Genomic DNA, 22,692 nt, shown 5'->3' with positions numbered 1-22,692 from the left:
ATTTCTTACATCTTAAAGTTAAAGGTTAACTTGATAATTTCTTTAACCAAAAATATAGTTAATTACCATTCGACTGAAATATTTGAACTGTCTATAGAAGCTAAATCTTTACAACCTGTTAATATCATAGTTTGATATAATTCATTTTTCATATTGTCAAGAATTAAAGAAACTCCTTCTTCATATCCTCCAAAAGCTCCGATGATTATAGGTCTACCTATTAATACACCATCTGCTCCTAAAGACAACATCTTAAATACATCAACCCCAGAACGTACTCCACCATCTACTAGAATCATTATTTTTCCTTTTACAGCTTTGCTTATTTCAGGTAAAACCTTTGCAGTAGATTCAGCATGGTCTAATACCCTGCCTCCATGATTTGAAACTACTATAGCTTTTGCCCCTATTTCTACAGCTAATTCAGCCTCTTCAACTGTCATTATACCCTTAAGTATAAAAGGTAGATTAGTTGAGGAAACTAATTCCTTCAATTCTTCAACAGTTTTTGGTCCAACAGGTTGTCCTTTAAGTGCCATAGTTACTAACCCTGCTCCATCTATATCTACTCCTACGGCTATTGAATTTATACTTTCTGCTTTTTTTATATTTTCAATAATAGCTTGGTTTTCCCTTGGTTTAATAATAGGTACTCCCTTTCCCTCAACTTTTTTCAAAGCATTAAGTCCATCTTCATACATAGTTAAATCTGCTGAATCACCAATCATAGCAATAGTTCCTGATGATAAACTACCATTTACTACACTATCTATATATTCTCTTTCAGTTAAAGCACCTCCCATATTGAAAGCACTTCCTGTTATAGGTGCAGTTATTATAGGAAAATCTAGTTTTGAATCAAAGAATTCAAATTCTAGATTTGGATCTTTTGCATTATGAATAGTTTTTAATCTCAATTTAACTTTATTTAAATCATCTACATTATTTTTAAAGGTAGAGCCTGTCAATGAACCTCCCATACCTGGAACCTCTCCAGCACAAGCTACTCCATTACATACTGGACAAACTCTACAATAACCTTTCATTTTTTCTCTTGCTACAGATCTAATTTCCCTTAAATTCATAATAAACACTCCTTTCTCTTCCCAAATATTATATCAAATAGATTCCCTTATTTGTATATTTCTTCTGAAACTTCAATACATAAGAAATAGATTTGTGTTATTTTTTGAATACTAAAAATACCACTGGGTAAGTATAAAATAATTACTTCAATAATTGAGGAGGATAAAAATTTATGAAAAACTTTATTAAACAAACTAAAATAAGCTTTATTTTAATGGCAATACTATATATTATATTTGGTCTATTATTTATAGTTCGTCCAGACTTTACTAACAAGGCTATTATCATAGTTTTAGGTGCAATATTAAGTATATATGGAATTTCTAAGATACTTACATATGTTAAATCTGATGATGTTGAAAAAGTACAAAGTTTCCATCTTAGCACTGGTGTTATTATCTTATTAATAGGAATTTATCTTCTTATAAAGCCAAGAGTAATAGTTTCCATATTAGGTGCAATTCTAGGATTTTTCTTGTTTTTACATGGAGCACTGAACTTCCAGCATGCCTTTAATTTAAAGAATATGGATTATGAAAAATGGTGGATATCTGGAATTTTTGGAGTTATAGCTATTTGCTTTGGGTTTTATGGAATTATAAATCCTACCAGTATCTCTCCTGCATTTTCAATAATTATTGGTTTAGGTATGATAATAAGTGGATTAAGTGATATATTCATGATATATAAACTTTCATCTTATATAAAATAAATCCTTTCTTCCCCATGACTCTAATAAATATAGAATATGGGGAATTTAATTTTAAAATATTAATAAGAGTATTTTAAATATAGATATTTTCTATTAGATTTATTCTCATTTATATGGTAATCTATGGTAGAATAACATTACTTAGCAATATTTATTTGCAATAACTAAAATATAATAGTGAATGGAGAGATATAGATGAGAAATATTGTTAAACAAATGCCAATACCAATTGTTGGGCTTATGTTAGCTTTAGCAGCTACTGGAAATCTAGTAATGTCCTATGGTATTGTATATAGAAATATCTTTGGCATACTATCAGCAATTATTTTAGTTTTGATGCTAATGAAAATTATTAAATATCCAAAAGAAGTATTAAAAAGTTTAGATAATATTGTAGTTGCCAGCGTTTTCCCTGCCTTTACTATGGGAATAATGCTTTTATCTACGTATATAAGCGGATTTTCAACATCATTAGCATATAGCCTATGGATTATTGGACTAATATTTCATATTATATTAATTATTTATTTTACAAAAAAACATGTATTTAATTTTAATATCAAAAAAGTTTTTCCTAGCTGGTTCATAGTTTATGTTGGAATTGTAGCAGGAACTGTAACTGCTCCAGTATTCCATATGGAGAATATTGGACAAATCTTATTTTGGCTTGGCTTTATACTTTATTTAATATTACTGCCAATCACACTTAAGAGGGTTTTAAATATAAAAGAAATTCCAGAGCCAGCATTACCTACAATTGTAATTTTATCTGCACCTGCTAGTCTTTGTTTAACAGGATACATGAATTCATTTCCAAACAAAAACATATTTTTTGTTTACTTCTTATTAGCTTTATCACAATTTACCTTGCTATGTGTATTGCTTCAATTGCCTAAACTATTAAAACTACAATTCTATCCTAGCTACTCAGCTTTCACTTTTCCATTAGTTATTAGTGCAACTTCTATTAAATTAACAAATGCATTTTTAATTGACATAGAAAAACCCTTATCAATACTTAAGTATATTATAAAATTTGAAGAAATAGTAGCAGTTGGAATGACAATTTACGTATTGTATAAATATATAAAATTCCTATTTACTGAAGCTGAAACAGTCAAATAGTAGAATGCCACCAATTTAGTTGGTGGCATTTTATTATTTAATTTTAACTTGTCCATCTTCTATTAATTTTTCAGCAACCCATTCTGCAACTTTTCCAGTGATCTCTATACAATGCCTTTTTCTCTCAGGGCTTTGAAAATTATCTCCTGCCCACTGTCTAGTCATAACTCTACAACAAGTTGAACCATATTCTTCTTTAATAAAATCATGTAGTTCTGCCGCTATTGGAAACATTTTTTCATTCATATCTTCACCATGAATTCTACCATATACCATACCAAGGGCCATTTGTCCACCACTTACTGCTCCACATAAACATCCAGATTTCCCCATACCTATTGGAAATCCTGATGCCATTTTTACAATATCATCATTATAAGGTTTGCCAAGTAGACCATTTATAGTATGTGCTACTGCTTCTGAACAGAAAAACTCTCCTCTTTCAAAATATCCTTCAGCCTCTTCTTTAACTGATTTTAACAATTCTTCTTTTGTCATAAATATATCCCCCTAATATTTATTCATACTAATCTTACAATAATATATTAGTTAAGACAAATTGATATTATCTATAATAATATTATTAGTATAGATAAATATAATTAATCGTTAATATAAAAATATTAGAGATATCTTAAATAATTTATAAGCTTTTATTTATTCAACTAGCATATTAGGTATTGAAAAATATCCTTCTCTTCCAAATATTATATTCTCTCTGCTTATTCTAGTGTAAACTCCTGAAAATTTTTCATTATACATATATACTCCTATATTGAGTTTAAAATCTCGAACTTTTAGCTCGCCATTCTCAAATTGTACAAAGGGTCTGGTGAAAGGGTCAATGAATTCTTGAAATAAATAGTTTTCATTCCAACACTCAACTAATATATCCTTCCATTCCTCTTTAGAAAAATCTCTACCTGCATTAACTCCTTGAGATGCAAAAGAATCTATAGGTTTTATTATATATTTATCTTTATTACTTAAAACTTCTTTAAATATCTTTTCATCTCCACCAAATTCTTTTGTAATAGGAATATGCTCCTTTATAAGCTTCCTTTCTTCTTCTGACAGAAATTTTAAAGTATCTTCATCATGGAGTATTTTGAATATAATTTTATTGTGCATTATTTGAGATCTAAGAGAGCCTATGACACAAACAGCTCCATTTTTATAAGCCTTTATTAAATCGGGTATTTCATTAGATTTTTCTATAAATTCCACAGTAACTATCCTTCTATATATAAGATCTATTCTCATATCTTCATAATATAATTCCCCATCTTTATATCTTAAATCCCTTGGATCTACAATCACTGCATTATATCCCTTTTCAATATAGGCTTTTTTAAAAGTTTCAAATTCAGCTGTTATTCCAGTTTCCTTAAAATCTACAATAGCTATATTAGGCTTATCAACTTTTTTATAATATCTACTATAGGTCTTTAAACTTTCCTCTACCCAAGTATTAATCAATTCAAAATAAGAAATATTATACCTTTTTCTCATTATGTCCATAGATTCAGTTTCCAATAATATTCTTGAAAATATGTTGTCCTCATTCATACCTGAGGTACCATCTGTATTTACCTCTATGAATTTAAATTTATCTTCCCCACCATAAAAAAGATCAAATCTCCCTATAGGAATATTCACATCATATCCTGGATCTACCAATATAAGTTCTTCTAATAGTTTAGGATATTTGAATTTTTTCCTATATTCAGGGGATTTTATATATTTTTCTGTAACTTTATTGGTAATAGACATTAGAGTTTTTCCTATATTACTAAAAGTTTCAATATCATTCTTGGTAAAAAACATAGGTTGATATAAAAAAGGGATAGGTTTGCCCTTATATCTTGCATTGGAATTTGCCACCTCTTCTACTTTTTTCTTATAATCTTCATAATACCTTTCAGGATTTTCTTTAATTATATCAATATATTCTCTTGTTAAACTTAGTCCATCCACATTAATTCACCTCAAATAAATAGTTTAATATATATTTACCCAATAATATATATATAAAGTATTTTTTATAATTTTAATAAATTAGCTTTGTAATCTTTAAATCCACAGAAATCTTCTCTGTAAAATTCTCCAACAACTTTAAATCCTAATTTCAGATGAAAAGATAAGGAGGCCCTATTTTCTTCTGGAGCTGTATTTACAAACACTAATATACCTTTTTCTTTATAACTATTCTTTAGAAATTTATAAAGTTCCTTTCCAATATATTGTCCTTGGAATTCTTCCTTAACAGCTATCTGTTCAGAATATATGCAATTTTCAATACTACCTATTAACTCAGTATACTTTAGCATGTCTTTAGGATATTCAGTACTAAACCATAAAAAACCTACAATATTTTTATCAATTCTAGCAACTATAAATTTTTCAATATTATTTTTTATAAATTCTTTAGGAATAATCCTTAATAGGACTCCCTTTTCTTTATTTTTAGCATATTCAATATTAAGTTCTTTTGAAATATTATGAATAGATATATAATCTTCTTTTTTAGCCAATTCTATAATCACTATTTCTCACCTCCCATACTATTTTTAAGAAATAGAAATATATTTACGCTTACAACATTGTTTGAGTTGTAAAAATCTTTCCTTATTTTATCTTCTATATTGAAACTTTTAATCACTTCAAATCCTGAAAATATATCCTTAATCTTTGTAGTAAAGGCACTTAAACTATTAGAGTATTCTCTTTTTCTTCTTCCCATTTCTTTTTGAAATACTATAGGAATAAAAATAGGGATAAACCCTATTATAAATGCTGCAATAGCTATGTATATATTTAGTCTAAAAATTGAATAAGTTCCTAAAACAAATAATGATATATATTGAAAACTATCTAAAATATTCAAAAAATAATCTTACTCAATTAAATTTGTATCATTATTTATAGTTGAAATATAATCAGCACTATTTTGAGCATTAAAAGAAGCCATATCTTTAGACATAATATTATCAAATATATCTCCCTTTAAACAATACATAGATTCTTTTATAAATATACCTCTAAAAATCCTAACTAAATATGACAATATAGCTTCAGCTGTCATGACCCCTATCCCAATATATATAATTCTTTTAAATCCAAATCCATTTCCACTAACGCTAACATCTACAATTTTTCCAAGAATAAAGGCAAAAAATATTTGTATAATAGAAAAAAGTATTGCAAATAACAAATTAAGAAATAAAAGCCCCTTTAATCTAAAAAGATATTTTTTCATTCTCATCCCCCTATAAAATTAATTTTATATTTAATTCTTTAAATAAAAAATATCATAATATATTAAAATAATCAATTAACTTATTAATAATTGTAATAAATTCATTAATATTTTTATGTACCACTACATAAGAAAGTTTCCCTTAATTATAGTTTATATTATTATCAAAGGATATATAAGTATTGTATAGATATTTTCTATACAATTGATAACCATTATAGGTTTTATCTATACAGGAGGTGTTTTTATGCCAGAGGAATTTAAAGCAGGATGTCAGAGACCAAAAATTGAAAAAGAAGAAGTAAAAGAAAGTAAGGTAGAAGAAAATCAAATTATAAAGGAGGATAATTTTAATATGATTAAAGTAGGAAAACCTGCACCAGATTTTACTATACCAGCCTTTCATCAAGGAAAATTTGTTGACTTAAGTCTTTCAGAATTTAAAGGGAAATGGGTTTTATTATGTTTCTATCCAGGGGATTTCACTTTTGTCTGAGCTACTGAAGTTTAAGCAGTTGCTGACAAATATGAAGAATTGCAAAAATTAGGAATAGAAGTTATATCTATTAGTGTAGATAGTGTATTTGTTCACAAAATGTGGAATGAACATGAATTATCTAAGATAGTAAATGGAAATATTCCATTCCCTATGGGTTCTGACCAAGATGGAACAGTAGGAAAGAAATATGGAATTTATGATGAAGATAGTGGAGTGGAAACAAGAGGTAGGTTTATAATAGATCCTGATGGAATAGTTCAAGGATTTGAAGTACTTACTCCCCCAGTTGGTAGAAATATAAATGAAACAATAAGACAAATCAAAGCTTTTCAATTAGTAAGAGAATCTAAGGGCAGTGAAGTTACTCCAGCTGGTTGGAAGCCAGGCAAAACAACATTGAAACCTAATCCAGAATTAGTAGGTAATGTATGGAAAGAATGGACTGTAGATGAAGTAGATAAATAATAGAAAGTATTACCAAGCAGCCTTAGCCATAAAATATTGACTGAGGCTGCTTTAATTATACTATTTTTTCTTATCACCTTTAAAAAATAGATATTATACAGCCAATAGGGTTAAAAAATTTAATATAGTTAATACAGCAGCTCTCCAATCATTAATAGCAATTACTGCTTTAATTGAAAAATTAAGTATCTATAGTGGGTAACTGAAACCTCTTTACTAAATCTAATTTCATAACTAAATCTAATTTCATAGCAATATATGTTAACATGCATCTTATATTAAATATCTTAAAAATTCAATGATATATTATTAAATTACTAAAATAAAATATTATAAAAAAATAATGTGCCAAACAAAACCTCCCAATGGCACATTATTTTTTAATTATCATTTAACTAACTTTTTTTTGCAAATGAGGAACTAAGGATTATACTAGTAAATATGGTATTTTTCTTTTGTTTTTTTAAATTGTAAAGACTCCTCTTTCCACTTTTTTATTAATTCGTCTACTAGATCATCTTTACCTAAACTTTTTCTTATATCATTGGATCCAGATAAATAATCAATAAAATAATGCATATCTCTTTTAAATGGTTTTATATATTCAAAATTTCCTTTATCCATCTTTTTTATTTCATTAAGCAAGTATAAACTAATTTCTACACTTTTTACTTTTGTTTTATCTAAAATATGAATCTGAACTCCCTCACATACTTCATCTTTATATTTTGAAAAAGTTGGTGTAAAATATATTGGCCTAAATTTAACACCAGGTATATCTTTTTCTTCTAATCTATTTGCCAATTCATAACCATTTATCCAAGGTGCACCAACTATTTCAAAGGGATTAGTAGTTCCCCTTCCTTCTGAAATATTAGTCCCTTCAAACAAACAAGTACCAGTATATAATAAAGCATTTTCTAAGCTTGGGATATTAGGTGAAGGGTTAAACCAATATAAATCAGTATCATCATGATACATATCCCTTTTCCAACCAGTGATTTTTATTACTTCTAGATTGCATCCTATTTCAAACTCCTCATTAATAAGACATGCTAATTCACCAATAGTTAATCCATATCTTATAGGTATAGGATATAGACCTACAAAAGATTTATATTTAGTATCTAGTATATTACCTTCTACATTTTCTCCACCTAGTATGTTAACTCTATCAAGAACTATAAAATCTTTATTGTTTTCTTTACATGCTTCCATACAGTATGCCATTGTATATAAATAAGTATAATATCTTGAACCAACATCCCCTACATCAAATACTAATACATCTATCTCATTAAGCATTTCACTTGAGGGTTTTCTATATTTTCCGTATAAACTATATACCATTATATTGGTTTTTTCATCTCTATAATGGTCAAGTTTTTCGCCTGCTTGTAAATTACCTCTTATTCCATGTTCTGGGGAGTACAATACTTTTAAATCAAAGTTTTGATTGAATATATCAATTGTATAGTTGAAATTCTTATCTATACCACTTTGATTAGTTACAAGCCCAACTCTTCTTCCTTTTACAACCTTTTTTATATTGTCTACCCTATCTATACCATTTCTTATAACTATAGACATTATTCCCTCCTAATTTAGCTTAAAACTCTTTAATAAAACATTATATTATGCCACTTCTTTTTGCTGTTCTTCTTCCAATAATTTCTTTTCATAAGCTTTAAAGAATGGATAATATACAGCCAATAGTATTAAAAAATTTAATATAGCCAATACAGCAGCTCGCCAATCATTGGTAGCAATTACTGCTTTAATTGGAGAAGGAAGTGTCCATGGCGCCATAACCGAAACTTTACTTACTAAATTTAATTTCATAGCAATATATGTTGTAGTAGCAGTAATTGCAGGTCCTACAATAAATGGTATGGCTAGTATAGGATTAAGAATTATTGGAGCACCAAATATTATTGGCTCATTAATATTAAATAGTCCTGGAACAAGTGAAAACTTTCCAACTTGTTTTAAGTATGCTGACTTTGACAATAAAAATAGTACACAAAGTGCTAAAGTACCACCAGAACCACCTATCCACATAAATAAATCATAGAAACCTTCAGTACCAATATTTGGTGCAACTCCACCATTAGCAACAATTTGCATATTTTCTTCTAAAAGTACTAGCCAAATCGGTCTTAATAAAGAACCAATAACAGAAACTCCGTGTACCCCTGCTGCCCAAAGCAAAGTAATTAATAAAGTTGGTATGAGAATACCAATGTAAGTATTTCCTGCAATTTTTACTAATGGACTAAATAATTTCATAAGTGCATTATTAATATCAAAACCTAACATAACTCTGATTGCCCAAATTATTATAATAATAACACTAGCAGGTATTAAAGCTTCAAAAGATCTTGCAACAGAAGCCGGTACCTGCTCAGGCATCCTTATTGTTATATTCTTAGTTTTACAAAATCTTAGAATTTCTACTGCTAATATCATTGTTAATATAGCTGTAAACATTCCTGCACCACCAAGATACTCCATAGGAATTATCCAACCTAACTCAGTATTTGTGGCTTTATCAACTACGTTTAATGGGATATTTGTCATTAAGAAGGCAGCCATTGAAAGAACTCCTCCACTTATACCATCTAAATCATAAGATTTAGCCAAGCTATATCCCATACCATAGGATGCATAGAGAGCCATTAATCCAACAGTAATTCTAAAAGGCAAAACTATATCTCCTAAACGTGGCTCAATAAATGCTTCCCAACTCTTAATTGGAAGATTTACAATTACTAAGAAAAAAGAGCCTACAATAATTAAGGAAAGTGTTGAAATAATACCATCTCTAATAGCTCTTAAATGTCTTTGTTCAGCAAGTGTTGCCATTGGTGGCATTAACTTTTCTTCTATCCACTTCATAAACTTTTCCATATTTTCATCTCCTTTTTACTCAATTAAATATATAAACTATCATCCATCTATATTTTTAAAACTACTTTTCGTGTTTTTTAATTAATTCATTTAACACCTTTGGAGCACCAATTGGTGTATATCCCATTGGTGGAATCAATTCTACTGGTACATCATGTTTTGCAGCAACTTCTTTAAAATAATCTAATCTGTGTTTAACCTGTGGTGCTACTATTAATAAATCATAATTTACATTTTCCATTTCCTCCATAATCTGAGTTGTCCCTATTGCTTCTATTTCTAAAGGGAAATCTTGCTTTTTTGCCTCTTCTGATATCGCCTTAACTACTATAGTTGAAGACATTCCTCCAGAACAAACCATTAATACCTTCATATTAACACCTTCCTTTTTTATTTTTTATAATATAACCTACTAAACTTTCCTCCTTCATAACTATATTGAGCACATTAATACAAAATCTTAGTTTTAATTATTATCTTACCTATTTAATTGCAAAAATTTTTTCACCTTCAACTACTTGAGTATTTTCTTCTTCAATTGAAGATACTTTATAAAATCCATTACCTTTCCTTATATTCTTAATAAATTTATTAATACTCTCTTCTTCTCCTTGAACCTCTATTATGACAGTATTGTCACTCCCTTTCTTTGCAAAGCCTGTTAAATTAAATAAAGAAGATTGCATCTGTGCATGATATCGTATTCCTCCTTCAGACACTTCTCCATTAATAGTTAATATTTTCCTTATCATATTCAAAACCTCCTATTCAATCTTTATTTCCTTTTAATTTCACTATGATTTTCAATATATGTAGAATAATTTATTACCCCTTTAATCTCTTTCTTCTCTACAAACAGCCTCGTAGTTTCAAAAAATAAAACAGTACAAAAAATAAATAATAAAATTAAAATAATAAAGACTATTTTTGGCATATTTGAAAAAATTAATTTCGGAATAATGATTATAAAAGGAGAGGCAAAGGCTAAAATCCATCTATTGAGCTTTATTTTCTTATCATGATACAAATAATTTGCTAATTTTACTGGTATTAGTATAACTAAGCTAGCTATAATTATATAAAAGAACCATAATAATATATTTAGTGGCATTGTACTCCTCCTTATTTTTAATATAATCTAATACTAAAAACATATAAAATATTTTTGTGTACCAATTATTTTATATTCTTTACTTTAAATTCAAGATTTAAATTCATAATACATTTTTTAATTGTAACTATTTCACTACATTAATTATAGTTTCATTATCATAATTATAATATATATGTAACATTTTTTCAAATTTTTATATGATTTATGAAAAAAATATTCATAACAAAAATACCACTGGGACTTTTTGTATTCTAAATATAGAAAATTCAAAATCTCAGTGGCATATAAAAAGCTCTACTTAAAAGTAGAGCCTAATGCATAAACCTTATAGCTTTTAATCTTTTTTACCTTTACTCATTATTTCTTTTAATTCATCTAAACTTATATGTATCTCTGATGCTTTTTTATTTTCTTTCTCTATATTTTCATATAATTCCTTTCTTATAATATCTATATTTTTAGGAGCTTCTATTCCTAGTTTTACTTTCCCATCACTTATTTCTAATACTTTTATTTCTACATTGTCCCCTATAATAATACTTTCATCTTTTTTTCTAGTAAGGATTAGCATATTAAGCCCCCTGACTATTTAATTCTTTTTTAAATATATAATGTTTCGTAGAGTATCTACTGTCATCCAATGCTATTTGCTTTCCTAATCTTTCTTTTACATTTATAACTATAGGCCCTGAAAGATTTGTAGTCATTTCTTCTATATTTTCTGGCACTACTACTATAGTATATAGGGCTATGTCTTTTTCATCTTCTATCTTAAGTATTTCTATGGCTGATTCTGGTAATACTATATCATAATCAAATTTCACTAAAAAAGGATTTATAACTACAAAGGCTAAATCTGAATTATCCACTGATTGAAGCCATTGGAAAGGATTTTCTTCATCCGGATTGTTTATAAGTACATATTTTTTTCCATCTTCAAAGCCTGGAATACCATTAGGAAATTCAATAATACTTTCCTCATCTATTTCAATTTTTCCAAAGTTCCTAGTGTTTAACTTCACCATTTTCCCTCCTTAAAGATAATTTTAATTTTATTTTAAGTTATCAAAACTTAACAAGGGACATCCCCATGTCCCCTGTCAATTAAAGTCCCATATTTATATAACTACCAAGTTCATTTCCCTTTTTATAATTCAATACCGACTCTTTATAAAAATTTAATTTTCCCATTTCCCATTCCAAATTTAAATGTCCTTTTACATCTATCTTTGGTCTACTCTTTGGAATTATATCTATATTCCAATCTTTATTTTCCATAGCATTGTCAAAAGCAATTTCTGGTATGGCATCTGGCATCCTATTTTCTATTCTTGCCATTCTATTGCCTTCAGATACTATTTTATCTACTCCTGCTAAAAATTGAGATCTAGCATATTCAACAAACTCCCTAGATAAATCAGTATTATTTTTAAGCCCAGCCTCAGCAAAACATTCATATTGATCTACTATCACTTTTGGAAGTTCCCTATCTATATAAACTTTTGGATAAGTAGTTTGCATATTTAAAGGTGTGATTCCATTCAATGTAAAATCACCTCACTTTTATCTTAAAAAGTCTACCAGACTAGGTTGAATAATATTCATTCCTACTGCTAAACTTGCTCTATAAACATTCTCTTCAGATTTAAGTCTTATAGAAGCTTCTGCCATATCTATGTCTTCATTATTAGATAAAAGTTCTTTAGTATTTAAAACTTGAGAGTCTAATTTATCTTTAGTAAGTTCTAGTCTTTTCATCTTAGCACCTATTTCAGCTCTTACAGATAAAGTTTGATCCATAGATTGTTTAATTCTTCCTATTGTTTTATCTATTTCGCCTTTATTATTTTCTGGATCTTCTAATGCTGCTTCAAACTGATCAAAAACAGCTATGAGATAACTTTTATCTGAAATAGATACATCACTTTCATAATCTGGATCTATTAAATTTCCATCATTATCATATTTACCTATACCAAAAACTTTACCACCTAATGTATTTACCTGTACTCTTTCAGAAACTCCTATATTATATTCAAATATTTCTTTTTTACTATCTTCACTTAAATCATTCATTCTTAAATCTACAATATAGTTTCCATCTTCATCAAATAATTTTTTATCTGTTTTATACCCAGTAAATATATGTCTACCTGCATAGGTACTATTCCCAATTTCTATTAAATGTTTTTTAAGCTGTCTTACTTCTTCCCTTGTCTTATCTAAATCTTCTTTTGAATAGGTTTCATTAGACATTTGTACTGCTAAGTCATTTGCTCTATCTAGTACACTTCCTATTCCCACAAGTGCCGATTCTGTTTCATTTAGCCAAGCTTCTGCATCTTCTACATTTCTTTTATATTGATTTATTTTAGAGAGATCAGTATTTAATTTAAGACTCTTACTTGCTCCTATTGGGTCATCTGAAGGAACTAAAAATTTTCTTTTACTAGCTATTTGTTGATTTATCTTATCCATTCTTCCTAAATTTTGATTCAAATTATATAATAAATTGCCAACTATCATATTATTAGTAACACGCATAGATTTTCCCCTTTCAATTAAAAAATTTTATCTTCCTACTAGCCCTAACCTATTTATAGTTACATCAAGTATTGTATCAAAAGTAGTTATCATTTTAGCTGCTGATACATATGCATGTTGGAATTTAACTAAATTACTTATTTCTTCATCTATAGATACTCCTGATTCTGATTGCCTTCTTCTAACTATATTTTTCATAACTATTGTCTGAGTACCTTCCATCCTATTCGCTTGCATGCTATCTACCGCCATGCTAGATAAAATAGAGCTAACAAAGTCATCTGGAGTACCTTTAGACATGCCTTCTGGGAAAAAATCTTTATCTTCCCTTAAATCTATTATCTTATGTAGATTTTTATTGTCTTCTACTCCACCATCTTCTCCTGCAGCAGCTATTTTCCTTACATCTTCAATAATATCCTTATGTATATTAATAGTTGAGGCTGGATTTTTTTCATCATAGTCGAAAAAATTAATATTAGTACTCCCATCTAGCCCATAGCCAAGTCTATGTTGCTCATTTATTTTTTCCGCAAATCCCTTAGCAAACTCATCTAGTTTCTTTTGATAATAAGGAATTCCTCTATAGCTTCCATTTTCTCCATCACCATCAACTAAATCTATAAGGCCCTTTAATTCACCTGATTTTAAATTCACTTTATTACCATTAGCCCATTTTAATACCTTAGGGCTATTAATATTATTTTCATCTTCAGGTACATATTTCATAGTAGTCATATAATCATGATCTACAAAAGTTATACCATTTATAGTTACTTTATATTTTCCACTGTCAGATTCATTTACCTTTACATTTACAATTTTTGATAATTCATCTATTAATAATTCTCTTTCATCTCTTAAATCATTAGCAGCCCTTCCATGAATTTCCAAAGAATGTATTTGTTTATTTAATGAAACTAATTGCTCTCCTATATCATTTACTTGTTTTATCTTTGTTTCTATTATAAATTCAGTTTCTTTTTTTAAATTACTAAGTCTTTTTGCTGTTTCATTAATATGCTTAGTAAGGGCTATACCACTTTCCTTTACAGGTTGTCTATAAGAATCCTCTGATGGATTATTAGAAAGATTATCTAACGATTCAAAAAAATCATCTATATACTTTCCAAAACCACTATCTGAAGGTTCGCTAAAGAGCTTTTCTATTTCCATTAATGTATCCTTTTTAATTCCCCATTCTCCCATTGGGGCAGATTCATTCCAGTATTTAAGATTTATATAAGAATTTCTTACCCGTTCTATATCATAAATTTCTGTACCTGTTCCTAGAAAACCTACTCCTGAAATATTGAAAGGATCAGTAGCTCTTTGTTTAACAATTTGTCTTGAATATCCTTCTGTATTTATATTATTTAAATTATGATTTGTTACATATAAGCCTCTTTGACTAGCAATAAGGCCTTTAACTGCTGAATTAAAACCATACATATTTTGCTCAGTCCCTTCATAAAAAATTTATAATTAGCATAAACCTTTATCTTCCCATTCTATTTATAATATTATCTATCATTTCATCAATAGCATTTATTACTCTTGAATTAGCTATATATGAATGTTGATATCTAAGCATATCTGCCATTTCTTCATCAAGGGATACTCCTGAAACAGCTTGTCGTCTTTCATCTATTTCTTTTAATAATTTTCCTTGAATATCTAAGGAATTATTAGCTGACTCTCCTTTTATAGCAATATCAGAGATTAAGCTTCTATAATATTCTTCAAAAGTCATATTATTTAAAATCTTTTTATCTCTTAAATTTAATATTTCTTCAGCTATTTCACCATCTTCTGAAATTCCAGATTTAGAAACCGCTATTTCGTTGAAATTTGAAAGTTTTGGATTTATTCTTATATTTGAAGAATTAATTTCATCACCATCATCACTAATAAAAAAATCTATTTCCATATTTTCACCATCAAGATTATAGCCTTTCCTATGCAATTTATTAATTTCATTAGCCATAGTTTTTACTAATTTATCTAAATCACTCCTATAATCTTCTACTAAATTATCCCTAGCATTTATACATCCAGATAAGCTACCTTTTTCATCTAGTTCTATATATTCACCTGTATCTGACCAACAAATATATATATAACCTTTATTAGGTTTGTTCTCTCCTTCTTTGTTATTTGGCCTAACTGTTGTAGTATCTATATAATTTACATATTCTCCATTAACCAAATCCCTACCTTCAAGCGAAACTACTAATTCACCTGTATTTTTTTCATAACTATTTATAGGTATAATATTTGATAGCTCATCTAATAATTGATTCCTCATGTCTCTATAATCATTTGCCTTAATATTTGAATTTCCACCTTCAGCAAATCTTATCTTACTATTTAAATCTGCTATTTTCGTAAGGGATTTGTTTATTTCATTCACTTCCTTCGTTATTTCCTCATTTAAACTAGACTGAAGATTATCTAATTGAGTATCTATATGATTTACCGTTTCAGTAAAAGCTACTCCACTTTCATGCAGTAGCCCTCTCATTGTAAGACTACCTGATTTTTTAGATACTTCATTCCATCCATCCCAAAAATCATTCATGACCTTTTGAAGTCCACTATTAGGCACTTCATTAAATATTATTTCTACTTCATTTAAGATACTGCTAGTAGCATCCCAATAACCATACTTTTCTAATTCATATCTATAGCTAAAGTCTAAAAATTCATTTCTAATCTGTCTTATTTCTTCTACATGAACTCCCGTACCTTTTTCAAGACCATACCCTATACTAGTATAACTATTTGTAGCATGAATAGTATTTTGTCTTGTGTAGTGAGGGCTGTTCACATTAGATATATTGTGAGATACTGTGTCTAATGATTTTTTATTTGCATCAATTCCTGATATAGATATATATAATCCTCCAAAAGACATTTTTACACCTGCCTATCAAAAAAATTATTTTTAGAACTTGTTTTCTTATTTTCATTTCCATAAATATAAGGGGTTGTAGCATTGGTCATTAAATTCAAATTGAACTCTATCCACTCTAATGAATCTTTAATAAGAAAATTGTTTGTCTTGTTTTTTTCATCTATAGATATTAATATATTACAAAGTTTCTCTCTCAATATTTCTATATCTTTTTTTTCTCCTGGCATCTCAGATATTATAGTAGAAAGAGGCATTTCTTTTGTAATACCCCAACTATCTAAAAGATGTTCTCTTTCCAATTCTAAGGAAGCTATTTTATCTATCAATCTCTCTTCCTTAGTTATCATTTCATTTAATCTATCTACATCATTATCTATAATTAGCTCTGTCTTTTCAACTACAACTCTATCTAAGTTTATAAGAAGATCTAATTGTTTTTCTAATATCCTCATAAGTTCTTCTTTAAAAGTGACCACCCAATCACCCCATTTTATATTCTTTTGTCAAAATTTATTCTTTCAATTATTCTATCTACAATATTTTCTCCATCTATTTTATAGTTTCCAGTTTTAATTTCATTTCCTATTTTTTTTACTTTATTCTCTCTAATTTCTGGCAGTTCTTTAATTTTAATAAATGCTGATTGATATTCTACTGCCTTAGATGATAAATCTAGTTCATCTTTTCTACATTTGTTTCCATTTAGTTTTACTTTCCTAGCACTATTATTTTTATATATTTGAAATACTTTATCTACCCTATTTACATTCATAAAAACACCCCATTTCTTTCCCATCTCAATTATATTATCGGAAATAACAAGGTGTTTCTTTAGACCTTTATTCAATTTTACCATTTTTATACCTTTCTTTTATTCTCATCCTTTCTTTCATATCCCCACTTCCTAATTCAGATGGATCTTTCCTTTGGCCTATAGCTTGTTTAAATTCTCTGTCCATTTGTCCAATACATTTATTACAAAATCTACCTGTTTTTATAGATTTTCCACATCTTTCACAAAAAAGTATTGAATTATGTTCATTTTTTATTTCTAGTCTTCCTTCTTTCAAAAAGTCTATTATCTTTCTTGCTGACACTTCTGTTTCTTCAGATACTTCAGATATATTTGCAGAAGGATTTTCTTCTATATATTTTTTTACCTTTTGAAAATCTTCCTCTTCCTTTTTTCTACATCTAGGACATATATTAAAATTATCATATATATAAATATTGCCACAACGTCTACAATTTCTTACATCCATAAAAAATCCCTCCTATAATTTCATTCCAGATGTTATAGATAAGGCGTATACTTTTCTCCCCTTTCCTTCTTGTAAAAGAACCTTAGCACATTCACTTACAGTTGAGCCTGTAGTAATAATATCGTCTATAATAAGTATTTCTTTATCCATAAATTCAATACTATCTTTAATTTTAAATACTCCTTCTATATTTCTAATTCTATCATGTCTGTTTAATTTGTTCTGAGGTTTTGTCCACTTAATTCTTATTAAATTATTTTTAGATATTGGTATATCTAGTTTCTTTGATAAATACCCTGCTATTAGCTCTGATTGATTATATCCTCTAATAGCCTTCCTTCTTCTATGTATAGGTACATAGGTTATTATATCTATATCTTTCATAATATTTTTTTCATATATAGTTTGAAGTAGTATCTCTCCTAAAGGTTTATATAAATATCCATAGTTCTCATATTTATATAGATATATTTTTTCTTTTATAAATTCATTATAAAAAAGTGAATAAATTGTTTTTTCTAAATATGACAGATCGATTTCCCTATTTAAATATTCAATATTATTTCTACAATAGGAACAAATATATCTATCTACATCATCTGTTTCAACATTACAAAGTAAACAAACTCCCCCTTCAGGAAACAATAACTCATTTATACCTTTAAAAAAGTTCATAAAAACCTCCTAAAAATAGGTCAATATTCTTTTCATTCTAAAATCTAATCCAGAATATCTCTTTGTAATCCTATTGTTTTGAATCATAATAGAAAGATACCTTTCCTCACCTACAAGTACTACTAATTCTTTTGCCCTAGTAATTGCTGTATATAAGAGATTCCTAGTAAGAAGCATAGGAGGCCCACTAGATATAGGTATAATAACTACTGGAAATTCGCTCCCTTGACTTTTGTGGACTGTTGTTGCATAAGCTAGCTTTAATTCATCTAATTGACCAAAATCATATTCTACTTCCTTTTCATCATCAAAAAGTACTTTAAGTATTTCAGCATCATTATCTATGTCTACTATAAATCCAAAATCCCCATTATACACTCCTTCACCTTTTTCCTTAACTACTCCATTTTCTATAATCTCCCATTCAGTAGTATAATTATTTTTTATTTGCATTATTTTATCTCCTACTCTAAATATTTCATCTCCTATTTTCTTTTCACTTTTCCCATATCCTTTAGGATTTAGTATTTCTTGAAGATGTTTATTTAATGAATTTGTACCTATATCTCCTTTTTTCATGGGAGTTAATACTTGAATGTCTTTTAGAGAATCATAGCCATTAAAATTTGGAAGCCTTCTATTACAAAGTCCTAATATAGTTTCAACTACTTCTTTTGGATTGTATTTAGGTATGAAATAAAAATCTTTTCCCTTTACATTTAAAGAAGGAAACTCTCCTTTATTTATTTTATGGGCATTGACTACTATCATACTTTCTTCTGCTTGTCTAAATATCTCATCTAATTTTACTACCTTAACTACTCCACTTTTTATAATATCCTTTAATACATTTCCTGGACCTACTGAAGGAAGCTGATCTATATCACCTATAAATATAACTCTGGTTCCTGGCATTATAGCTTTAAGTAGATTGTTCATAAGAATTATATCTACCATAGAAGCTTCATCTATTATAACTACATCTACATCTAATGGATTGCCCTCATCTCTTTCAAAACCCATTTCTTCTTCCATAAAAGAATATTCTAATAACCTATGAATAGTCTTTGCTTCTCTATCTGTAGCTTGACTCATTCTTTTAGCTGCCCTTCCTGTAGGAGCAGCTAGAGCTATTTTGAGCTTCTTTTCTTCAAAAAGTTTTATAATTGCATTTATAGTAGTGGTTTTCCCTGTTCCAGGTCCTCCAGTAATAATAAGCATTCCATTTTCTACAGATTCTTTTATAGCTTCTTTTTGCTTTTTAGCAAATACTATTCCCTCACTATCTTCTATTTTTTCAATTTCTTTTTCTACATCTATATCTAATTCTTCTAATTCTACTCTTGAAATCTCTACTATTTTCCTACTTACATTGGCCTCTGCCATATAAAAAGGCATATAATATATGAGTATTTCTCCATCAATATTTTCTAATTGAATTTCTTTCCTTATAGCTAAATCTCTTATAGATTCTTCCACTATCTCTTCTTCTATTCTAAGCATTTTTTTAGTATCTTCTATGAGTATATTTTGAGGAACATAAGTATGTCCATTACCTGACCATTTCATAAGTTTAAATTTTATTCCTGCTTCAATTCTATAGGGTGAGTTAATTGCTATTCCCATATTTCTAGCTATTTCATCGGCTTTTTTGAAGCCTATTCCAAACACATCTTCTGATAATCTATAAGGATTTTCAGTGATTATATTTATAGTGTCTTTTCCATATTTTTTATATATTCTAATACCATAAGCAGGAGTTATATTATATTGTTGCAAAAATACCATCACATCTCTTAATTCTCTTTGGTCTTCAAAGGCTTCAGAGATTTTTTTTACTTTCTTTTTCCCTATTCCCTCTATTTCTTTAAGCCGTTCTGGATGGTATTCTATTATTTCTAAAGAATCTTTGCCGAATTTCTCTACTATTTTTTTAGCTGTTTTTTTGCCTACATAAGGAATAAGGCCTGATGAGAGATATTTTTCTATTCCATCTAATGTATCTGGAGTTATTGTAGATATGCTTTCTATTTCTATTTGTTCTCCATAATTTGGATGATATACCATATCTCCAACTACCCTTACTGATTGACCTGTTTTTAGAAATGGATCATATCCTACAATTGTTATTGAATCTCCTTCTGCTTCTAATATAGCAACAATAAAACCATTAGATTCATTTTTAAATATTATCTCCTCTACAATTCCCTCTACAGTAACCAAGCCACTTTCCTCCAATTATCATCATATATTAAATAATATTATATCATAAAATATTGCCGTTACTTAAATATAGCTTATATTCTTTTTAATTTGTACTAATTCATAGATCTTCTTTTCATATAGTGCAAATTTGCAGGTTTTAAGATAATAAGCTTTCTTGCCAAAAAGTTTCTAATCAAAACTTTTTAAGTCAGTCCTATTATCTTAATATAATTCTTTTATAATAGTGCCAATCTACGGATTTTAAGATATTAGAATGTACACTTTCTTTTCACATAATGTCAATTTCCGCAAATAGAGATAAAAATTCGCTCCAAAAAAAGTTTTGATAAAATAGTATCTTCATAAAATAGAAAACGCTAAATATTTTCAAACTCGCTTCGCTCAAACAGTGAAAAATTCTTAACGCATTTTCTATTTTATTCAGATTATTTCATAGCAAAACTTTTTTAAGTCACTCACCTTTTATCTCTATTTGCTTTAATATTGTACTATTAGAATAAATATAGTTAGAAATAAAGAAATATCCCTAGGATTTTAAGGTATTAGGTCTGCTGACTTAAAAAGCCTTTGGGTAGAAAATAGAGACAAAGTTTTTCGCAAAACCCGTGAAATTAATTTTTAATCAACTTAGGAAATAACCATAATTTACAGTAGGGTTTTGTAAAATTTAAATCCTATTTTCTCCAAAGCTTTCTCGGAAGAAAAGTCTAATAACTTAAAATCCGTGAACTAGCACTATATGAAAAGAAGGTCTACTAAAACAGCATCTTAATAATAATACTAAATTTATTAATATATAAACCTGTCTTATTCTAAAGTTTCTTTAATCTTAAGCAATTCCTCCCGCAAAATAGCTATATCTCCTTTAGTTGCAGGTTTATTGTATTCATCATAAAAAGCTATAGTCTCATATATTCCCTTTTCTCTTTCATCATAAAACTTTCTTACTATTTCTCCATTATTAATATGTTTTTCGACAGTTTTCAAAGTATTCAGACTTTTGATTTTATAATTAGGTTTTAAAAAAATATTTACACCATTTAGTCCTTCTTCAATTTTATCTATATAATTTATATTTATATAGCCTAAAGCTCCATCATTTCTAGATATAGGTTTTCTCGTTTTAATTGGTATAAATATATTTTCTCTATTGAAGGGAATAGGAACTAAATTATTTACATTTAATAAATTGCCATAATGTTTTCTTGATTCCTTTAAATCTATTAAAAAATATTTACCTAGGCAATTTAAAAAACTCCTCAAGCTCTTATCTATATAAATCTCTCCACTTTTATAAGTATATATAGCTGTACAATTCCCTTTCATATTTAAATATACGGGAATGAAAGCCATCAATTCTTCTTCTACATATTTCCCTATATTCATAAAAATCCCTCCCTCGACTATTATAATAGAACACTAGTTCTAAGTCAAGAGAGGATTTTTTATTTTATACTAGTTATAACTTTAGATAGCTCGTTTATGCTTTCTGTTAAATCGTCTAATTTACCTTCTATTCTAACCAAAAGATAAATAGATATAACTATTGGAAAACCTAAATTAGCTATCTGAGTATAAATTTCCTCCATGATAACCTCCTTTCCTTAATTTAAGTAAACAGTGGTGGAGATATCTCCACCACTTACAAATTATATTTCCATTTCTTCAATAGTAGTTCTAATAATTCTGGCTCCTGTTGGCAATATAATATTCCCTCCTGCAGAGAAGAATACATTTGTATCTACAATAGTGTCCATAGTATTTCTTACTTCCTCTCCAGTTAAATCATCCTTTGGATCATCTACTGAAAAAGTTACCCTTCTATCTTCTTCATTTTTAAATATCATTTGCAATTTAGCATTCTCCATTAAATCACCTCCTTATATTATTTTCTTTTG

At 28.1% G+C, this 22,692-nt stretch carries 25 protein-coding genes and 2 pseudogenes; 3 read left to right on the top strand and 24 right to left on the bottom strand.

Annotation, left to right across the window (positions count from 1 at the left end):
- Nucleotides 1-62: 62 nt before the first annotated feature.
- Complete coding sequence (locus NSA23_RS11575; RefSeq protein ID WP_042678699.1) at nt 63-1,085, bottom strand: alpha-hydroxy-acid oxidizing protein; 1,023 nt, start codon at nt 1,083-1,085, stop codon at nt 63-65.
- A gap of 173 nt (nt 1,086-1,258) precedes the next feature.
- On the opposite strand from NSA23_RS11575, the gene NSA23_RS11570 reads away from it, so the two are divergent.
- Entirely contained in the window at nt 1,259-1,798 is a 540-nt protein-coding gene (locus NSA23_RS11570; protein WP_257490566.1) for an HdeD family acid-resistance protein, read from the top strand.
- Nucleotides 1,799-1,993: 195 nt separating this feature from the next.
- On the top strand, nt 1,994-2,923 hold the full coding sequence (locus NSA23_RS11565; RefSeq protein ID WP_257490565.1) for a TDT family transporter: 930 nt from the start codon (nt 1,994-1,996) through the stop codon (nt 2,921-2,923).
- Nucleotides 2,924-2,956: 33 nt separating this feature from the next.
- Here the strand turns inward: NSA23_RS11565 and NSA23_RS11560 are convergent, their stop codons facing one another.
- From NSA23_RS11560 to NSA23_RS11545, 4 genes and pseudogenes are all read right to left on the bottom strand, one after another.
- Nucleotides 2,957-3,421, bottom strand: coding sequence for a C-GCAxxG-C-C family protein (locus NSA23_RS11560; RefSeq protein WP_042678702.1), 465 nt, complete (start codon nt 3,419-3,421; stop codon nt 2,957-2,959).
- A 159-nt stretch (nt 3,422-3,580) separates the two neighbouring features.
- Nucleotides 3,581-4,900, bottom strand: a complete 1,320-nt coding sequence (locus NSA23_RS11555) for a circularly permuted type 2 ATP-grasp protein (protein ID WP_257490564.1) — start codon at nt 4,898-4,900, stop codon at nt 3,581-3,583.
- A gap of 65 nt (nt 4,901-4,965) precedes the next feature.
- The gene (locus tag NSA23_RS11550) at nt 4,966-5,469 is read right to left on the bottom strand and encodes a GNAT family N-acetyltransferase (RefSeq protein ID WP_042678704.1); all 504 of its coding nucleotides are present in this window, start codon (nt 5,467-5,469) and stop codon (nt 4,966-4,968) included.
- Nucleotides 5,469-6,182 (bottom strand): annotated as a pseudogene (locus NSA23_RS11545) (ABC transporter transmembrane domain-containing protein). The gene NSA23_RS11550 and the pseudogene NSA23_RS11545 overlap by 1 nt, the downstream one beginning before the upstream one ends.
- A gap of 247 nt (nt 6,183-6,429) precedes the next feature.
- Here NSA23_RS11545 and prxU point away from each other — a divergent pair.
- A pseudogene (prxU, locus tag NSA23_RS11540) lies at nt 6,430-7,146 on the top strand (thioredoxin-dependent peroxiredoxin).
- 432 nt (nt 7,147-7,578) lie between these two features.
- Here prxU and NSA23_RS11535 read toward each other — a convergent pair.
- The 19 genes from NSA23_RS11535 to NSA23_RS11445 form a co-directional block, all read right to left on the bottom strand.
- Nucleotides 7,579-8,736: an exo-beta-N-acetylmuramidase NamZ family protein gene (locus NSA23_RS11535; RefSeq protein ID WP_042678708.1), complete on the bottom strand. Its 1,158-nt coding sequence runs from the start codon at nt 8,734-8,736 to the stop codon at nt 7,579-7,581.
- 45 nt (nt 8,737-8,781) lie between these two features.
- Nucleotides 8,782-10,056, bottom strand: a complete 1,275-nt coding sequence (locus tag NSA23_RS11530; protein WP_042678709.1) for a PTS sugar transporter subunit IIC — start codon at nt 10,054-10,056, stop codon at nt 8,782-8,784.
- A 61-nt stretch (nt 10,057-10,117) separates the two neighbouring features.
- Nucleotides 10,118-10,429 carry a PTS sugar transporter subunit IIB gene (locus NSA23_RS11525; protein WP_042678710.1) on the bottom strand — a complete coding sequence of 104 codons (312 nt, stop codon included), beginning with the start codon at nt 10,427-10,429 and terminating at the stop codon, nt 10,118-10,120.
- Nucleotides 10,430-10,538: 109 nt separating this feature from the next.
- Nucleotides 10,539-10,808, bottom strand: coding sequence for an acylphosphatase (locus tag NSA23_RS11520; protein WP_042678711.1), 270 nt, complete (start codon nt 10,806-10,808; stop codon nt 10,539-10,541).
- A gap of 23 nt (nt 10,809-10,831) precedes the next feature.
- Complete coding sequence (locus NSA23_RS11515; protein ID WP_042678712.1) at nt 10,832-11,167, bottom strand: hypothetical protein; 336 nt, start codon at nt 11,165-11,167, stop codon at nt 10,832-10,834.
- A gap of 337 nt (nt 11,168-11,504) precedes the next feature.
- Nucleotides 11,505-11,741 carry a carbon storage regulator CsrA gene (gene csrA, locus NSA23_RS11510; RefSeq protein WP_042678713.1) on the bottom strand — a complete coding sequence of 79 codons (237 nt, stop codon included), beginning with the start codon at nt 11,739-11,741 and terminating at the stop codon, nt 11,505-11,507.
- 1 nt (nt 11,742) lies between these two features.
- Nucleotides 11,743-12,195 (bottom strand): flagellar assembly protein FliW, encoded by a 453-nt coding sequence (gene fliW, locus NSA23_RS11505; RefSeq protein ID WP_042678714.1) that lies wholly within the window; start codon nt 12,193-12,195, stop codon nt 11,743-11,745.
- A gap of 79 nt (nt 12,196-12,274) precedes the next feature.
- The gene (locus NSA23_RS11500; RefSeq protein WP_050069680.1) at nt 12,275-12,715 is read right to left on the bottom strand and encodes a DUF6470 family protein; all 441 of its coding nucleotides are present in this window, start codon (nt 12,713-12,715) and stop codon (nt 12,275-12,277) included.
- A gap of 18 nt (nt 12,716-12,733) precedes the next feature.
- A complete protein-coding gene (flgL, locus tag NSA23_RS11495) occupies nt 12,734-13,714 on the bottom strand; it encodes a flagellar hook-associated protein FlgL (protein ID WP_257490563.1) in 981 nt (326 codons plus the stop codon).
- A 27-nt stretch (nt 13,715-13,741) separates the two neighbouring features.
- Nucleotides 13,742-15,166: a flagellar hook-associated protein FlgK gene (gene flgK / locus NSA23_RS11490; protein WP_257490562.1), complete on the bottom strand. Its 1,425-nt coding sequence runs from the start codon at nt 15,164-15,166 to the stop codon at nt 13,742-13,744.
- Between the two features lie 46 nt (nt 15,167-15,212).
- Entirely contained in the window at nt 15,213-16,631 is a 1,419-nt protein-coding gene (gene flgK, locus NSA23_RS11485; RefSeq protein WP_257490561.1) for a flagellar hook-associated protein FlgK, read from the bottom strand.
- A gap of 2 nt (nt 16,632-16,633) precedes the next feature.
- On the bottom strand, nt 16,634-17,107 hold the full coding sequence (locus NSA23_RS11480) for a flagellar protein FlgN (protein ID WP_257490560.1): 474 nt from the start codon (nt 17,105-17,107) through the stop codon (nt 16,634-16,636).
- A 14-nt stretch (nt 17,108-17,121) separates the two neighbouring features.
- Entirely contained in the window at nt 17,122-17,403 is a 282-nt protein-coding gene (gene flgM, locus NSA23_RS11475) for a flagellar biosynthesis anti-sigma factor FlgM (protein ID WP_042678786.1), read from the bottom strand.
- 67 nt (nt 17,404-17,470) lie between these two features.
- A complete protein-coding gene (locus NSA23_RS11470; protein ID WP_257490559.1) occupies nt 17,471-17,893 on the bottom strand; it encodes a TIGR03826 family flagellar region protein in 423 nt (140 codons plus the stop codon).
- A 12-nt stretch (nt 17,894-17,905) separates the two neighbouring features.
- Nucleotides 17,906-18,568: a ComF family protein gene (locus tag NSA23_RS11465; RefSeq protein WP_257490558.1), complete on the bottom strand. Its 663-nt coding sequence runs from the start codon at nt 18,566-18,568 to the stop codon at nt 17,906-17,908.
- Nucleotides 18,569-18,577: 9 nt separating this feature from the next.
- Nucleotides 18,578-20,791, bottom strand: a complete 2,214-nt coding sequence (gene recD2 / locus NSA23_RS11460) for an SF1B family DNA helicase RecD2 (protein ID WP_042678721.1) — start codon at nt 20,789-20,791, stop codon at nt 18,578-18,580.
- A gap of 810 nt (nt 20,792-21,601) precedes the next feature.
- Nucleotides 21,602-22,180, bottom strand: coding sequence for a hypothetical protein (locus NSA23_RS11455; protein ID WP_042678722.1), 579 nt, complete (start codon nt 22,178-22,180; stop codon nt 21,602-21,604).
- A 59-nt stretch (nt 22,181-22,239) separates the two neighbouring features.
- Nucleotides 22,240-22,383, bottom strand: coding sequence for a YvrJ family protein (locus tag NSA23_RS11450; RefSeq protein ID WP_075052094.1), 144 nt, complete (start codon nt 22,381-22,383; stop codon nt 22,240-22,242).
- Between the two features lie 60 nt (nt 22,384-22,443).
- Nucleotides 22,444-22,662: a DUF2922 domain-containing protein gene (locus NSA23_RS11445; RefSeq protein ID WP_042678723.1), complete on the bottom strand. Its 219-nt coding sequence runs from the start codon at nt 22,660-22,662 to the stop codon at nt 22,444-22,446.
- Nucleotides 22,663-22,692: the final 30 nt, after the last annotated feature.

Source organism: Anaerosalibacter massiliensis (assembly GCF_024623155.1).
GTDB lineage: Bacteria > Bacillota > Clostridia > Tissierellales > Sporanaerobacteraceae > Anaerosalibacter > Anaerosalibacter massiliensis.
Note: the sequence above shows the minus strand (reverse complement) of the source record. Positions and strands in the feature narration are given on the sequence as shown.

Bases quoted from the DNA above. Each gene is read 5' to 3' on its own strand.
- flgK (WP_257490562.1), bottom strand. From the start codon at position 15,166: ATGTATGGTTTTAATTCAGCAGTTAAAGGCCTTATTGCTAGTCAAAGA.
- csrA (WP_042678713.1), bottom strand. From the start codon at position 11,741: ATGCTAATCCTTACTAGAAAAAAAGATGAAAGTATTATTATAGGGGAC.
- NSA23_RS11560 (WP_042678702.1), bottom strand. From the start codon at position 3,421: ATGACAAAAGAAGAATTGTTAAAATCAGTTAAAGAAGAGGCTGAAGGA.
- NSA23_RS11465 (WP_257490558.1), bottom strand. From the start codon at position 18,568: ATGAACTTTTTTAAAGGTATAAATGAGTTATTGTTTCCTGAAGGGGGA.
- flgM (WP_042678786.1), bottom strand. From the start codon at position 17,403: ATGAATGTAAATAGGGTAGATAAAGTATTTCAAATATATAAAAATAAT.
- fliW (WP_042678714.1), bottom strand. From the start codon at position 12,195: ATGGTGAAGTTAAACACTAGGAACTTTGGAAAAATTGAAATAGATGAG.
- NSA23_RS11570 (WP_257490566.1), top strand. From the start codon at position 1,259: ATGAAAAACTTTATTAAACAAACTAAAATAAGCTTTATTTTAATGGCA.
- NSA23_RS11565 (WP_257490565.1), top strand. From the start codon at position 1,994: ATGAGAAATATTGTTAAACAAATGCCAATACCAATTGTTGGGCTTATG.
- flgK (WP_257490561.1), bottom strand. From the start codon at position 16,631: ATGTCTTTTGGAGGATTATATATATCTATATCAGGAATTGATGCAAAT.
- NSA23_RS11515 (WP_042678712.1), bottom strand. From the start codon at position 11,167: ATGCCACTAAATATATTATTATGGTTCTTTTATATAATTATAGCTAGC.
- NSA23_RS11520 (WP_042678711.1), bottom strand. From the start codon at position 10,808: ATGATAAGGAAAATATTAACTATTAATGGAGAAGTGTCTGAAGGAGGA.
- NSA23_RS11575 (WP_042678699.1), bottom strand. From the start codon at position 1,085: ATGAATTTAAGGGAAATTAGATCTGTAGCAAGAGAAAAAATGAAAGGT.
- NSA23_RS11530 (WP_042678709.1), bottom strand. From the start codon at position 10,056: ATGGAAAAGTTTATGAAGTGGATAGAAGAAAAGTTAATGCCACCAATG.
- flgL (WP_257490563.1), bottom strand. From the start codon at position 13,714: ATGCGTGTTACTAATAATATGATAGTTGGCAATTTATTATATAATTTG.
- NSA23_RS11450 (WP_075052094.1), bottom strand. From the start codon at position 22,383: ATGGAGGAAATTTATACTCAGATAGCTAATTTAGGTTTTCCAATAGTT.
- NSA23_RS11445 (WP_042678723.1), bottom strand. From the start codon at position 22,662: ATGGAGAATGCTAAATTGCAAATGATATTTAAAAATGAAGAAGATAGA.
- NSA23_RS11535 (WP_042678708.1), bottom strand. From the start codon at position 8,736: ATGTCTATAGTTATAAGAAATGGTATAGATAGGGTAGACAATATAAAA.
- NSA23_RS11525 (WP_042678710.1), bottom strand. From the start codon at position 10,429: ATGAAGGTATTAATGGTTTGTTCTGGAGGAATGTCTTCAACTATAGTA.
- NSA23_RS11455 (WP_042678722.1), bottom strand. From the start codon at position 22,180: ATGAATATAGGGAAATATGTAGAAGAAGAATTGATGGCTTTCATTCCC.
- NSA23_RS11470 (WP_257490559.1), bottom strand. From the start codon at position 17,893: ATGGATGTAAGAAATTGTAGACGTTGTGGCAATATTTATATATATGAT.